The following is a 13,617-nucleotide window of genomic DNA, read 5'->3' as shown; positions in this document are numbered from 1 at the left end:
AATTTGACGGAGCATAAGCCGCGCGCCCGAACGTGGGCAACATCGGTCGGCCTGCGGTGTCTGGATCCGGACTTTTGCGGCACAATCATCAGCCCGCCACTTTGGTCAACGTTTCGATGAGCTGCAACAGCCAGAAAATCCGCAACTTGCGTCAGCAGATCCCCACGTTCGACTGCGTGCCGGGCTGCCACGACTGCTGCGGCCCGGTGACCACGTCGCCCGAGGAAATGGCCAGGCTGCCGCGCAAATCCCGCGCCGAGCAGGATGCCGCGCTGGAAGAACTCAACTGTGTGCACCTGGGGCCGAATGGCTGCACGGTGTATGAAGAGCGGCCGCTGATCTGTCGATTGTTTGGTACGACCAAGACCCTGCCGTGCCCGAACGAGCGGCGGCCGGTGGAGTTGATACATCCACGGGTCGAGAAGCAGATTTTCGAGTACATGGCGGCGAATCGGCAGGTGTTGGTTTAAGTGATCGTTCCCACGCTCTGCGTGGGAACGCCTCTTCGGACGCTCCGCGTTCGGCCTTTGGGACGCAGAGCGTCCCGGGCTGCATTCCCACGCAGAGCGTGGGAACGATCATTGCGGTGATCAGTCCGGAATCGGCAGGCAAAGGCTCTCTTTCACCTCTTCCATGACGATATAGCTCTTCGATTCACGCACATGTGGCAGCTTCAACAGAATGTCGCCGAGCAGTTTGCGGTACGAGGCCATCTCGGAAATCCGCGCTTTCACCAGATAATCGAAATCCCCTGACACCAAATGACACTCCAGCACATGCGGCAGCTTCAGCACCGCGCGTCTGAATTCTTCGAATGTGTCGCCGGATTTGTAGTCGAGGCTGATCTCGACAAACACCAGCAAGCTACCCTTCAAGTGCTGCGGATTGAGCCGGGCGTTGTAGCCCATGATGATCCCCTCGCGCTCCAGGCGCCGCACGCGCTCGGTGCAGGGCGTGGTCGAGAGACCGACCTTTTCCCCGAGTTCGGTAAAGGAAATCCGCCCGTCCGCCTGGAGGATGCGCAGGATGTTGCGGTCGATCTTGTCCAGCTCACGTTTGGTCTGAGTGTTGGTACGCATAGGGGATGCGCCTCCGTGAAAAGGGTTTTTGCCGAGAATTGTCGCCAAATATAGGCGCTTATATAGTGAAAAGCACTGGCATTTCTTTTTTACACTGCGCCCATCATTGCTCTAACAAACAGTTCGGCGAAAAGCCGCGATGAGGGATTGAAAATGCGCGTCATGGTCTTGGGTAGCGGCGTCATCGGTACCGCCAGTGCTTACTATCTGGCCCGTGCCGGGTTTGAAGTGGTGGTGGTCGACCGGCAGCCTGCTGCGGCCATGGAGACCAGTTTCGCCAACGCCGGCCAGGTCTCGCCGGGTTACGCCTCGCCGTGGGCTGCGCCGGGCGTACCGCTCAAAGCGATCAAGTGGCTGCTGCAACGCCACGCGCCGCTGGCGATCAAAGCCACTGCCGACATCGACCAATACCTGTGGATGGCGCAAATGCTGCGCAACTGCACCGCCAGCCGTTACGCGGTGAACAAGGAGCGCATGGTGCGTCTGTCCGAGTACAGCCGCGACTGCCTCGATGAATTGCGCGCCGAAACCGGTATCGCCTACGAAGGCCGCAGCCTCGGCACCACGCAGTTGTTCCGTACTCAGGCGCAACTGGATAACGCCGCCAAAGACATCGCCGTGTTGAAAGAATCCGGCGTGCCCTTTGAAGTCCTCGACCGCGCCGGCATTGCCCGCGTCGAACCGGCTCTGGCAGGCGTGACTGACATTCTCGCTGGCGCGCTGCGTCTGCCCAATGACCAGACCGGCGACTGCCAGATGTTCACCACCCGTCTCGCCGAAATGGCGCGCAAGCTCGGCGTGGAATTCCGTTTTGGCCAGGACATCCAGAAACTCGACTACGCCGGTGATCGAATCAACGGCGTGTGGATTGACGGCAAGCTGGAAACCGCTGACCGCTACGTGCTGGCGCTCGGCAGCTACTCGCCGCAACTGCTCAAGCCGTTGGGCATCAAGGCCCCGGTGTATCCGCTCAAGGGCTACTCGCTGACCGTGCCGATCACCAACCCGGACATGGCGCCAACGTCGACCATTCTCGACGAGACCTACAAGGTCGCGATCACCCGCTTCGACAACCGCATCCGCGTCGGCGGTATGGCCGAGATTGCCGGTTTTGACCTGTCGCTTAACCCGCGTCGGCGCGAAACCCTGGAGATGATCGTCAACGACCTTTATCCTCAGGGCGGCAATCTGGCCGAGGCGAGTTTCTGGACCGGCCTGCGTCCGACCACGCCGGACGGTACGCCGATCATTGGCGCCACGCCGTTCAAGAATCTGTTCCTCAACACTGGTCACGGTACGCTCGGCTGGACCATGGCCTGCGGTTCCGGCCGTTTGCTCGCCGACCTGATGGCGAAGAAAAAGCCGCAGATCAGCGCCGAAGGCCTCGATATTTCCCGTTACGGCAACCAGACCCAGGAGTCCGCAAAACATGTCAATCCAGCGCCAGCTCACCAATGAGCGCATGAGTCAGATCGTCAGCCACAACGGCACCGTGTATCTGGCCGGGCAGGTCGGCGACGACTTTGACGCCGGAATTGAACAGCAGACCCGCGAGGTGCTCGCCAATATCGAGCGCCTGCTCGATCTGGCCGGGACGGACAAGCAGCATCTGTTGTCGGCGACGATCTACCTGAACGACATTGAAGCGCACTTCGCCGGGATGAACGCGGTGTGGGACCAGTGGCTGCCAAAAGGCGCCGCACCGGCCCGTGCCACCGTCGAAGCGAAGATGGCCAAGCCAAGCATTCTGGTGGAGATATCCATCGTCGCCGCGCTGCCATAACGTTTTACAGATCCCTCTCCCGGTGCTGTTGACGGTTCGCGTCGTCAGTCAGCGCCGGTTTTTCTTCCCATGACCGCCCAGAAGTCTGCCGCCATGCGTCCTGCCCGTGCCCTGATCGACCTTCAAGCCCTGCGCCACAACTACCGAATTGCCCGCGAAGTCACCGGCGCCAAGGCGCTCGCCGTGATCAAGGCGGACGCCTACGGCCATGGCGCGGTGCTTTGCGCCCAGGCGCTGGAAGCCGAGGCTGACGGGTTTGCGGTGGCCTGCATTGAAGAAGCACTGGAGCTGCGTTCCGCCGGGATTCGCGCACCGGTATTGCTGCTGGAAGGCTTCTTCGAAGCTGACGAGCTGGCGTTGATCGTCGAGCATGATTTCTGGTGCGTGGTGCATTCGCTGTGGCAGCTCGAAGCGATCGAGCAGGCGGTGCTGAGCAAACCGATCACGGTGTGGCTCAAGCTCGATTCCGGCATGCATCGCGTCGGCCTGCATCCGAAAGATTATCCAGCGGCGTACCAGCGTCTGCTGGCCAGCGGCAAAGTGGCGAAAATCGTGCTGATGAGCCACTTCGCCCGCGCTGATGAACTGCATGCGCAAAGCAGCACCGAGCAGGTCGCGGTGTTCGAAGCGGCGCGTCAGGGTCTGGCGGCGGAAGTCAGCCTGCGCAACTCGCCAGCCGTGCTCGGTTGGCCAGAAATTCAAAGCGACTGGGTACGCCCGGGCATCATGCTCTACGGCGCGACCCCGTTCGAAGAAGCCAACGCAGTGGCCGAACGCCTGCAACCGGTGATGACCCTCGAATCGAAAGTCATCAGCGTGCGTGAATTGCCGGCCGGCGAGCCGATCGGCTATGGCGCCAGATTCATCACCGACAAGCCGATGCGCATCGGCGTGGTCGCCATGGGCTACGCCGACGGTTACCCGCGTCAGGCGCCGACCGGCACGCCGGTGCTGGTGGCCGGCAAACTCAGCCGCCTGCTGGGGCGTGTGTCGATGGACATGCTCTGCATCGACCTGACCGACATACCGGAAGCGGGCCTCGGTTCCAACGTCGAACTGTGGGGCAAAAACATCCTCGCCAGCGATGTGGCGAAGTGGGCCGATACCATCCCGTATCAGATCTTCTGCAACCTGAAACGTGTGCCAAGGCTCTATTCCGAGGGTTGACGCCGCTGCGGGGGCCAAGTGTTGTAAATACTGAACGCTGTCGCCATGATAACGCTCAATATTCTTACAACATCAGGAGGCTCCCGCCTTGGACGTCGGTGAACGACTGCAATCGATCCGCAAGCTCAAAGGGCTTTCCCAGCGTGAACTCGCCAAACGCGCGGGCGTCACCAACAGCACCATTTCGATGATCGAAAAGAACAGCGTCAGCCCATCGATCAGTTCGCTGAGAAAGGTGCTCGGCGGCATTCCCATGTCGATGGTCGAGTTCTTTTCCGAAGAGATCCTGCAGGACCAGCCGACCCAGATCGTCTACAAGGCCAATGAGCTGATCGACATCTCCGACGGCGCCGTGACCATGAAACTGGTCGGCCGCGCCCACCCGAGCCGCGCCATCGCCTTCCTCAACGAAATCTATCCGCCGGGCGCCGACACTGGCGAAGAAATGCTCACCCACGAGGGCGAGGAAACCGGAATTCTGGTCGAAGGCCGCCTCGAACTGGTGGTGGGTCTGGAAACTTTTATCCTCGAAGCCGGCGACAGCTACTATTTTGAAAGTACCAAGCCGCATCGTTTCCGTAACCCGTTCGACGTGCCGGCGCGACTAATCAGCGCAGCCACGCCGGCGAATTTCTAAGCAGAAGGCGCCAAGCCAATACGGCAAAGGCCCCAGAACCGTTTTACCGATGGGCAACAAGACCCCTCTAACCATGGGGTTGTTTCAGTACAGCGGCCTACCCGCTATACTTGCGCCCGCCTGCGAACCGTGGCCGCAGGCGTGAATAGCCACCATTGAGGGTGAACGCGTGAACCTAATTATGAAAATGCTGGCTGCACCAGCAACCGTACTGGCCCTCTGGGCTGTCAGCGCTCAAGCTGCGACAAATGACGACATCGCCAAGCGCCTCGAGCCCGTCGGCCAGGTGTGTGTTCAAGGACAGGAATGCAAGGGTATGGAAGTGGCTGCTACCGCTGGCGGTGGCGGGGGAGCAAAGGCCCCTAAAGACGTGATCGCCAAGCACTGCAACGCTTGTCACGGCACGGGCCTGCTCGGCGCGCCGAAGATCGGCGACAAGGCAGCCTGGAAGGAACGGGCCGATCATCAGGGTGGTCTGGACGGCATCCTCGCCAAGGCCATCACCGGCATCAACGCCATGCCGCCAAAAGGCACCTGCGCCGATTGCTCCGATGAAGAGCTCAAGGGCGCGATCAAAGAGATGTCCGGTCTGTAATCAGCGCCGGCTTTGAAAAAAAACCGTCTTCGGACGGTTTTTTTGTGTCTGTGGTTTCTGGTTTCCGATTCATTCAGGCCCTGATCCCTCCAAACCAAACACTGTCCTTTGCAGCAAACTCAAGGCAATCTCGGTCTACCCCTATCAACAGAACGGGCGGGAGGCTTCAGATGGTGCAGTTGTGTTCGATCGAACAGGCGGTGGACGATGTGCTGGCGCGTTTGCCTGCGCACATCCACATGGGCCTGCCGCTGGGGTTGGGCAAGCCGAATCACTTCGTTAACGCGCTATACCGGCGCATCAAGGAGCTGCCCGAGCGGCAGCTGACGATCTATACCGCGCTGTGCCTCGGTCGGCCGAATCTGGGCGATGGCTTGCAGAAGCGCTTTATCGAGCCCTTTGTAGAGCGGGTGTTTGGTGATTATCCGGAGTTTGATTTTCTCGCCGATCTGCAGCGCGACAGTCTGCCCGCCAACATCCGTATCCAGCAGTTTTTCATGCAGCCGGGCAGTCTGCTCAACAGCGCGCCGGCGCAGCAGGATTACGTCAGCAGCAATTACAGCCATGCTGCCCGCGACATCAATGCGGCGGGCCTGAACCTTGTGGCGCAACTGCTGGCCAGCAACAGTGAGCATCCCGATCGTCTGAGCCTGAGCTGCAACCCGGACATCACCCTCGACCTGTTGCCGATGATCGCCAAGCGCCGCGAGGCGGGGGAGACCATTGTGCTGGTCGGCCAGGTGCATACGGATCTGCCGTACATGCCCGGCGATGCGGAAGTCGACATCGACACGTTTGATCTGCTGATCGACGAGAAGGACAGCAGCACGCTGTTTTCCACGCCGAACATGCCGGTGGGCTTTCAGGATCATTTCATTGGCTTGCACGCCAGTACGCTGGTGCGCGATGGCGGCACATTGCAAATTGGTATCGGCTCGATGGGGGATGCGTTGACTGCTGCGCTACTTGCCCGTCAGGCCGATAACGCCGGTTATCAGGCGTTGCTCGATGACATCAACCTCAGTCAATGGGCGCAATTGATCCAGCGCGAGGGCGGCACCACGCCATTTGCCAAAGGCCTTTACGGTTGCAGCGAGATGTTCGTCAACGGGCTGCTGGTTTTGGCGGATGCCGGGATCATCCGGCGCAAGGTCTATCCGGATGTGCCGACCCAGGAGCAGGCCAACGCTGGCACCCTCGATGAAGCGGCACAGCCTGACGGTATCTGCGTCCACGGCGGCTTCTTCCTCGGCCCGCGCAGCTTTTATGAACGTCTGCGCGAGTTGCCGCAAAGCAGGCTGCTTGAATTCAACATGACCCGCATCAGCTACATCAACGAACTGTACGGCCAGGAAGAGCTCAAGCGCTTGCAGCGCATCGATGCGCGCTTCATCAACACCGTGTTCACCATGACTCTGCTCGGCGCCGGGGTGGCTGATCAATTGGCAGATGGACGCGTGCTCAGCGGTGTCGGCGGCCAGTACAACTTTGTTGCTCAGGGCCATGCGCTGGAAGGCGCGCGATCGATGTTGATCCTGCGCAGCTGGCGCGAATCGGGCGGCGAGGTCAGTTCCAATATCGTCTGGGACTACGGCCACTGCACGATCCCGCGGCACCTGCGTGACATCGTCGTCACCGAGTACGGCATCGCCGACCTGCGCGGAAAATCCGACGCAGCGGTGATCGAAGCGCTGCTCAACATCAGCGATTCTCGCTTCCAGCCGGGGCTGATCGAGCAGGCGCAGAAAGTCGGCAAGCTGCCAAAGGATTTCCGTATCGATCCACGGTTTGCCGATAACACACCGCAACGCTTGCAGGCGATTGCCGCGCGGCACCCGAACCTGTTTCCGGAGTATCCGCTGGGCTGTGATTTCACCGCGATCGAACGTGATCTGCTGCGGGCGCTGAACTGGCTGAAGAGCAAGTTCAAGCTGACTGAGATTCTGGAATTGGGCAAGGCAGCGCTGGATGCGCCGGAGGCCTCAACGTTCCCGGAACATCTTGAACGGATGCAACTGACGAATCCGGAGGGCCTGAAAGAGGACCTTTTCCAACGCCTGCTGCTCACAGGCCTCAAAGCTACCGCGCAATAACTGACTACCCCCAGAACCCACTGTGGGAGCGAGCCTGCTCGCGAAAGCGGTGTGTCATTCACTCAACAGGGTGACTGACACAATGCATTCGCGAGCAGGCTCGCTCCCACAGGGGAAACTCGGTGCCGCTGGTTACTCGATGAAGGTAACGACGCCATCCTTCAGCGATTTCACCCGGGCCAGCGACTCGACGCGGTAGCCCTGCGAGTCCAGTTCGGCGCGGCCGCCCTGGAACGACTTCTCGATGACGATGCCCAGACCGGCAACGGTGGCGCCGGCCTGTTTGATGATCGAGATCAGCGCTTGCGAGGCCTTACCGTTGGCCAGGAAGTCGTCGATGATCAGCACGCGGTCGCTGCTGGTCAGGTGGCGCGGGGAAATGGCCACGGTGCTTTCGGTCTTCTTGGTGAACGAGTAGACGGTCGCCGAGAGCAGGTTTTCAGTCAGGGTCAGCGACTGTTGCTTGCGGGCGAAGATCACCGGCACGCCGAGGTTCAGACCGGTCATGATCGCCGGGGCGATGCCCGAAGCTTCGATGGTGACGATCTTGGTGATCCCGGAATCCTTGAAGAGCGCGGCGAATTCGTCACCGATCAGCTTCATCAGGGCCGGGTCGATCTGGTGGTTCAGAAAAGCGTCGACTTTCAGGACCTGATCGGAAAGCACGATGCCTTCTTCGCGGATTTTTTTGTGCAGTGCTTCCACAACAGCTTCCTCTGTTGGCGCGATGGGCGCCGAAGGTAGATTAAAAAGTAGTCGATTCTAGCGCTTTAACATCGCGCGTATATCGGCCAATGCGCTATTGCCACGCACGGCTTTGACTTCAGTCGGGGTGTCGTCGTTGCCTTCCCAGGCCAGATCGTCCGGCGGCAGTTCATCGAGGAAGCGGCTCGGCGCGCAGTCGATGATTTCGCCGTACTGCTTGCGCTTGGCTGCGAAGGTGAAGGCCAGGGTCTGGCGGGCGCGGGTGATGCCCACGTAGGCCAGGCGACGCTCTTCTTCGATGGTGTCGGCTTCGATGCTGGAACGATGCGGGAGGATTTCCTCTTCCATGCCCATGATGAACACGTAGGGAAATTCCAGCCCTTTGGACGCATGCAGCGTCATCATCTGCACACCTTCGGCACCGTCCTCTTCTTCCTGCTGGCGCTCGAGCATGTCACGCAGCACCAGTTTGCCGATGGCGTCTTCGACGGTCATTTCGCCGTCTTCGTCTTTCTCGAGGGTGTTTTTCAACGCCTCGATCAGGAACCAGACGTTGCCCATGCGGTAGTCCGCCGCCTTGTCGCTGGAGCTGTTGGTGCGCAGCCAGTTCTCGTAGTCGATGTCCATGACCATGCTGCGCAGCGCCGAAATCGGATCTTCGCCGGCGCACTGCTCGCGGACCTTGTCCATGAAGCGCTTGAAGCGCGCCAGGCGATCAGTAAAGCGGCTGTCGAGATGTTCGCCCAGGCCAATTTCGTCGGTGGCGGCGTACATCGAGATCTTGCGTTCGGTGGCGTAGTTGCCGAGCTTTTCCAGGGTGGTCGAGCCGATCTCGCGACGCGGCACGTTGATCACGCGCAGGAAGGCGTTGTCGTCATCCGGATTGACGATCAGGCGGAAGTAGGCCATCAGGTCCTTCACTTCCTGACGACCGAAGAAGCTGTTGCCGCCGCTCAGGCGATACGGCACTTGGTGGTGCTGCAGCTTCAATTCGATCAGCTTGGCCTGGTAGTTACCGCGATAGAGAATCGCGAAATCGCTGTAAGGGCGGTCGGTGCGCAAGTGCAGGCTGAGGATTTCCATGGCCACGCGCTCGGCTTCGGCGTCCTCGTTGCGGCAGCGGATCACGCGGATCTCGTCGCCGTGGCCCATCTCGCTCCACAACTGTTTTTCGAATTCGTGCGGATTGTTCGAGATCAGCACGTTGGCGCAGCGCAGGATGCGGCTGGTGGAGCGGTAGTTCTGCTCGAGCATGACCACTTTCAAGGACGGGTAGTCGTCCTTGAGCAGCATCAGGTTTTCCGGGCGCGCGCCACGCCAGGCATAGATCGACTGGTCATCGTCGCCCACCACGGTGAACTGGTTGCGCTTGCCGATGAGCATCTTCACCAACAGATACTGACTGGCGTTGGTGTCCTGGTATTCGTCGACGAGCAGGTAACGGACCTTGTTCTGCCACTTTTCGAGAATGTCGGCGTGTTCTTCGAAGAGCTTTACTGGCAGCAGGATCAGGTCATCGAAGTCCACCGCGTTGAACGCCTTGAGCGTGCGCTGGTAGTGGGTGTAGACGATCGCGGCGGTCTGTTCCTTGGGATTGCGCGCGTTTTCCAGGGCCTGGGCGGGCAGGATCAGGTCGTTTTTCCAGGCGCCGATCATGTTCTTGATCTCGTCGACGCCGTCGTCGCCCGCGTATTCCTTCTGCATGATGTCGGTCATCAGGGCTTTGACGTCGGTCTCGTCGAAGATCGAGAAACCGGGTTTGTAGCCCAGCCGCGCATGCTCCTTGCGGATGATGTTCAGGCCCAGGTTGTGGAAGGTGCAGACGGTCAGGCCACGCCCTTCGCCGGCACGCAACAGGGTGCCGACCCGCTCTTTCATTTCGCGCGCGGCCTTGTTGGTAAAGGTCATGGCGACGATGTACTGGGCGCGGATGCCGCAGTTCTGGATCAGGTGCGCGATCTTGCGCGTGATCACGCTGGTCTTGCCGGAGCCAGCACCGGCGAGCACCAATAGAGGGCCGCCGACGTAGTTCACGGCTTCTTGCTGCCGGGGATTGAGTCGGGACATACGAAAATTCGGGAGTCGTTGACGAAATGGGCCGGCATTTTAACAGGCTCAGCGATTTGTGCTGCTCTGTCCGACTTGTGACGCAACACGCGATTCAAATTTGCCGGTTTTGTTACTTTCACGCAGGATACGCGGGGATTTTGCGGCTAATGTTCTCATTCGTGACACAAAATAACGTTTCGATGCCGTTGTCATCAGACAACGCATTGGTCATTGTTCAGCACACCGGCATAATGCCCCGCCTACATCATTGCAGAGTCTAGGGAGTCAGCTTGTCTACGCCTGTCGAACCCTTGCGTTTGCTGCTACTGGCCGAAGAGCCAGCGTGGACAGCGTTGTTGCGTGAGTGTCTGGCTCCGATGGGGAGCGCGGCGGTGCTGATCAGCGCGCCGAACTGGGATTCGGTCAGCCGCCTGTTCGAAGACAACCGCCACGCGGTACTGCTGACCCTGCCAGCGTTGCAACCGGCGCCCGGGCGTTGCAGCCTGCCGACCGTTCTGCTGCTGGAGCACGAACCGGCCACCGCGCCGGTCGGTGTCAGCGACTGGCTGGTATTCGACGCCCTCGACGCCGGCATGCTCCAGCGTTGCCTGCGCCATGTGCGCGAACGCGGCGTGCTGGAAAACACTCTTCAGCGCCTCGCCGAACAGGACCCGCTGACTGGCATCGCCAATCGCCAGGGCTTTCAGACCCTGCTTACTGCGCGTCTTGCCGAGGGCGACGGGCGCGGTCTCGCCCTCGGCCATCTTGATCTCGACAATTTTCGCCATGCCAACGACGCCCTCGGGCATCAGGCCGGCGATCGCTTGATCCTGCAAGTCGTCGCGCGGCTGAAAAGTCAGCTGGAGGCCGGCGATCAACTGGCACGGCTGGGCAGCGATGAATTCGCTCTGCTGATCGATACCCGCCGCGCGCCGCAACGCGCCGAGTGGATGGCCGAACGCATCACTGAGGCGTTGGCCGAACCTTATTGGGTCGACGGCGAGAGCCTGCTGATCGGCTCCAGCCTTGGCATCGCCCATGCCCGCGCCAATGGCGGTGCCGATCCACTGATGTGGCACGCCCATATCGCCATGCAGCAGGCCAAGAGCACGCAGGGCTGCACCTTTCATATCTTCAACGAACGCATCAACCGCAACGCACGAAGCATGGCCGACCTCGAAAGTGAACTGCGCCGGGCGTTGCGCCGCGATGAGCTGGAACTGCATTACCAGCCACGCCTGAATCTTGAGGACGGCCAGATTGTCGGCCTCGAAGCGCTGGTGCGCTGGCGTCATGGCGAGCGCGGTCTGTTGCCACCGAGCGAGTTCGTCCCGCTGGCCGAGCAGAGCGGTCTGATCGTGCCATTGGGTTACTGGGTGATTTCTCGCGCCTTGCGCGACATGCAGGCTTTGCGCGAGCAGGGTCTGCCGGCGCTGCACATGGCGATCAACCTGTCGTTCCGCCAGTTTCAGGACAGCCAGTTGCTGCCGACACTCAGCCGTCTGATTGCCGAGCGCGGCGTCGAGGCGCAGTGGCTGGAATTCGAACTGACCGAAACCGCGGTAATGCGGCGCAGCGATCTGGTCAAACAGACCATGGACGCCCTCGGCCGCCTCGGTGTGCGCTTCTCGCTGGACGATTTCGGCACCGGGTTTTCGTCGTTCGTGCACCTCAACAGCCTGCCCATCACATTGCTGAAGATCGACAAGAGTTTTGTCGGCGGCATGGAACAGCGCGAAGAGAACCGCAAACTGGTGCACGCGATGATCAACCTTGCGCACAACCTGCATCTGGAAGTGGTCGCCGAGGGCGTCGAAACGCCGGAGCAACTGGAATTGTTGCGCGGGTTCGGCTGCGATCAGGTACAGGGTTATCTGATCAGCCGGCCGTTGCCGTTGGATGAGCTGGTGGAATATCTGACGTCTGGATCGAACCAGCAGCCGGCCCTGGAAATCGTCGGTTGATCACAATTGTTGCGGCCGGCGCAAATCCCCGTGGGAGCGAGCCTGCTCGCGAAGGCGTTATGTCAGCTGAATGATCTGGGCCTGGCACTCGGTCTTCGCGAGCAGGCTCGCTCCCACAAAGGAAACCCTCATTCGGCCTGGGGGATGTTGAAACCTTGAGCTTGCGGCTCGCGCCGAATCATCCGCTTCATCTTCCATTCGAACGCCAGCGTCAGGCTCACCGCCGCACACGCCAGGCCCAGCGCCAATCCCCACCAGACGCCCGTCGGCCCCCAGTTGAGGTGGAACGCCATCCACCACGCCGCCGGTGCGCCAATCAGCCAATAGCAAGCCAGCCCCACGAGAAACGTAGTCTTGGCATCCTTGAGCCCGCGAATACAGCCCATGGCAATCGTCTGCGTGCCGTCGAACAGCTCGAACCACGCCGCTACTGCCAGCAGGCTCACCGCCAGACGGATCACCTCGGCAAACGCCGGGTCATTATGGTCCAGGAACAGGCCGACCAACTGGTTCGGCCACAGCCAGAACACCAGGGCGAAGCCGAGCATCACCACGGCGCCGAAAGCGATACCGACACGCCCGGACATCCGTGCATCGACCAGTTGCCCGGCGCCGTAGTGTTGGCCGACGCGCATGGTGATGGCATAGGACATCCCGGCCGGGACCATGAAGGCCACCGACACGATCTGCAGGGCGATCTGATGCGCACCCATTTGCGTACTGCCCATGGTGCCCATGCACAACGCGGCAAAGGCAAACAGCCCGACTTCCACCGCATAGGTGCCGCCAATCGGCAGGCCCAGGCGCCAGAGTTCTTTCAGGTATTGCCGGTTCGGCCGCGACAGACCGGCGCGCAACGGATAAGCGTCATAAGCCGGATGCCGACGGATATGCCAGGCCAGCGCCAGTGCCATGCAGTTGGCGACAATCGCCGTGACCAGACCGATGCCGGTCAGACCCAGTTGCGGCAGGCCGAACATGCCGGTGATCAGCGCGTAGTTGAGCAGGAAGTTGGCCACCGTGCCGGCGAGGCTGATGACCATCACTGGCGTCGCCCGGCCGATTGCACTGGTAAAGCCGCGCAGCGCCATGAAGCTCAGATAACCGGGCAGGGCGAAAGGCAGGGCGATGAGGAATTGCCCGGCGGCGTTGACGTTGGTTTCGGTCTGGCCGAACAGCAGCAACACAGGTTTGAGGTTCCACAACAGCAGCCCGGCGCCGAGGGCCATCAGCCACGCCAGCCACAACCCGGCCTGGGTCAGGCGCGCGGCACCGATGATGTCGCCGGCACCCTGACGGATCGCCACCAATGTGCCAACTGCGGCAATCACGCCGATGCAGAAAATCGATACAAACGAGTAGCTCGCCGCACCGAGGCCGCCACCGGCCAGCGCTTCGGGACTGAGGCGCGCCATCATCAGGGTATCGGTCAGCACCATCAGCATGTGCGCCAATTGCGAAGCAATCAGCGGCCCCGCCAGCCGCAGAATGGCCCAGAGTTCGGTACGCACAGGATGCTGCATGGTCATCACCACCCAAATATCA

Annotated in this window: 12 protein-coding genes; 8 read left to right on the top strand and 4 right to left on the bottom strand. The window is 60.7% G+C overall.

The features are described from left to right. Window positions 1-116 precede the first annotated feature (116 nt). Window positions 117-470 (top strand): YkgJ family cysteine cluster protein, encoded by a 354-nt coding sequence (locus NF676_RS26605; RefSeq protein WP_095181431.1) that lies wholly within the window; start codon window positions 117-119, stop codon window positions 468-470. Window positions 471-590: 120 nt separating this feature from the next. Here NF676_RS26605 and NF676_RS26600 read toward each other — a convergent pair whose 3' ends face one another. Beyond that, entirely contained in the window at window positions 591-1,079 is a 489-nt protein-coding gene (locus tag NF676_RS26600) for an Lrp/AsnC ligand binding domain-containing protein (protein ID WP_010465173.1), read from the bottom strand. Window positions 1,080-1,232: 153 nt separating this feature from the next. On the opposite strand from NF676_RS26600, the gene dadA reads away from it, so the two are divergent. The 6 genes from dadA (at window position 1,233) to NF676_RS26570 (ending at window position 7,354) form a co-directional block, all read left to right on the top strand. Then, the gene (gene dadA / locus NF676_RS26595) at window positions 1,233-2,537 is read left to right on the top strand and encodes a D-amino acid dehydrogenase (RefSeq protein ID WP_252887006.1); all 1,305 of its coding nucleotides are present in this window, start codon (window positions 1,233-1,235) and stop codon (window positions 2,535-2,537) included. Continuing rightward, window positions 2,509-2,862, top strand: coding sequence for a RidA family protein (locus NF676_RS26590; RefSeq protein ID WP_041476645.1), 354 nt, complete (start codon window positions 2,509-2,511; stop codon window positions 2,860-2,862). Before dadA ends, NF676_RS26590 begins: the two co-directional genes overlap by 29 nt. Window positions 2,863-2,955: 93 nt before the next feature. Continuing rightward, complete coding sequence (gene alr / locus NF676_RS26585; RefSeq protein WP_252887005.1) at window positions 2,956-4,029, top strand: alanine racemase; 1,074 nt, start codon at window positions 2,956-2,958, stop codon at window positions 4,027-4,029. An 88-nt stretch (window positions 4,030-4,117) separates the two neighbouring features. Beyond that, complete coding sequence (locus NF676_RS26580) at window positions 4,118-4,666, top strand: cupin domain-containing protein (protein WP_016772566.1); 549 nt, start codon at window positions 4,118-4,120, stop codon at window positions 4,664-4,666. Between the two features lie 181 nt (window positions 4,667-4,847). Further along, window positions 4,848-5,261 (top strand): c-type cytochrome, encoded by a 414-nt coding sequence (locus NF676_RS26575; protein WP_039757383.1) that lies wholly within the window; start codon window positions 4,848-4,850, stop codon window positions 5,259-5,261. 170 nt (window positions 5,262-5,431) lie between these two features. Next, window positions 5,432-7,354 carry an acetyl-CoA hydrolase/transferase C-terminal domain-containing protein gene (locus tag NF676_RS26570; RefSeq protein ID WP_252887004.1) on the top strand — a complete coding sequence of 641 codons (1,923 nt, stop codon included), beginning with the start codon at window positions 5,432-5,434 and terminating at the stop codon, window positions 7,352-7,354. A gap of 132 nt (window positions 7,355-7,486) precedes the next feature. Here the strand turns inward: NF676_RS26570 and NF676_RS26565 are convergent, their stop codons facing one another. Continuing rightward, window positions 7,487-8,059, bottom strand: coding sequence for a xanthine phosphoribosyltransferase (locus NF676_RS26565; protein ID WP_042607125.1), 573 nt, complete (start codon window positions 8,057-8,059; stop codon window positions 7,487-7,489). Window positions 8,060-8,116: 57 nt separating this feature from the next. After that, on the bottom strand, window positions 8,117-10,126 hold the full coding sequence (gene rep / locus NF676_RS26560) for a DNA helicase Rep (protein WP_016772574.1): 2,010 nt from the start codon (window positions 10,124-10,126) through the stop codon (window positions 8,117-8,119). A gap of 272 nt (window positions 10,127-10,398) precedes the next feature. On the opposite strand from rep, the gene NF676_RS26555 reads away from it, so the two are divergent. After that, window positions 10,399-12,072, top strand: a complete 1,674-nt coding sequence (locus tag NF676_RS26555) for a putative bifunctional diguanylate cyclase/phosphodiesterase (RefSeq protein WP_041476648.1) — start codon at window positions 10,399-10,401, stop codon at window positions 12,070-12,072. A 128-nt stretch (window positions 12,073-12,200) separates the two neighbouring features. Here the strand turns inward: NF676_RS26555 and NF676_RS26550 are convergent, their stop codons facing one another. After that, entirely contained in the window at window positions 12,201-13,595 is a 1,395-nt protein-coding gene (locus NF676_RS26550) for a NorM family multidrug efflux MATE transporter (RefSeq protein ID WP_236167766.1), read from the bottom strand. Between the last annotated feature and the right edge of the window lie 22 nt (window positions 13,596-13,617).

Source organism: Pseudomonas siliginis (genome assembly GCF_024072275.1).
GTDB classification, from domain to species: Bacteria; Pseudomonadota; Gammaproteobacteria; order Pseudomonadales; family Pseudomonadaceae; genus Aquipseudomonas; species Aquipseudomonas siliginis.
The sequence above is the reverse complement of the archived record's forward strand: the minus strand, read 5'-3'. Positions and strand labels throughout refer to the sequence as shown.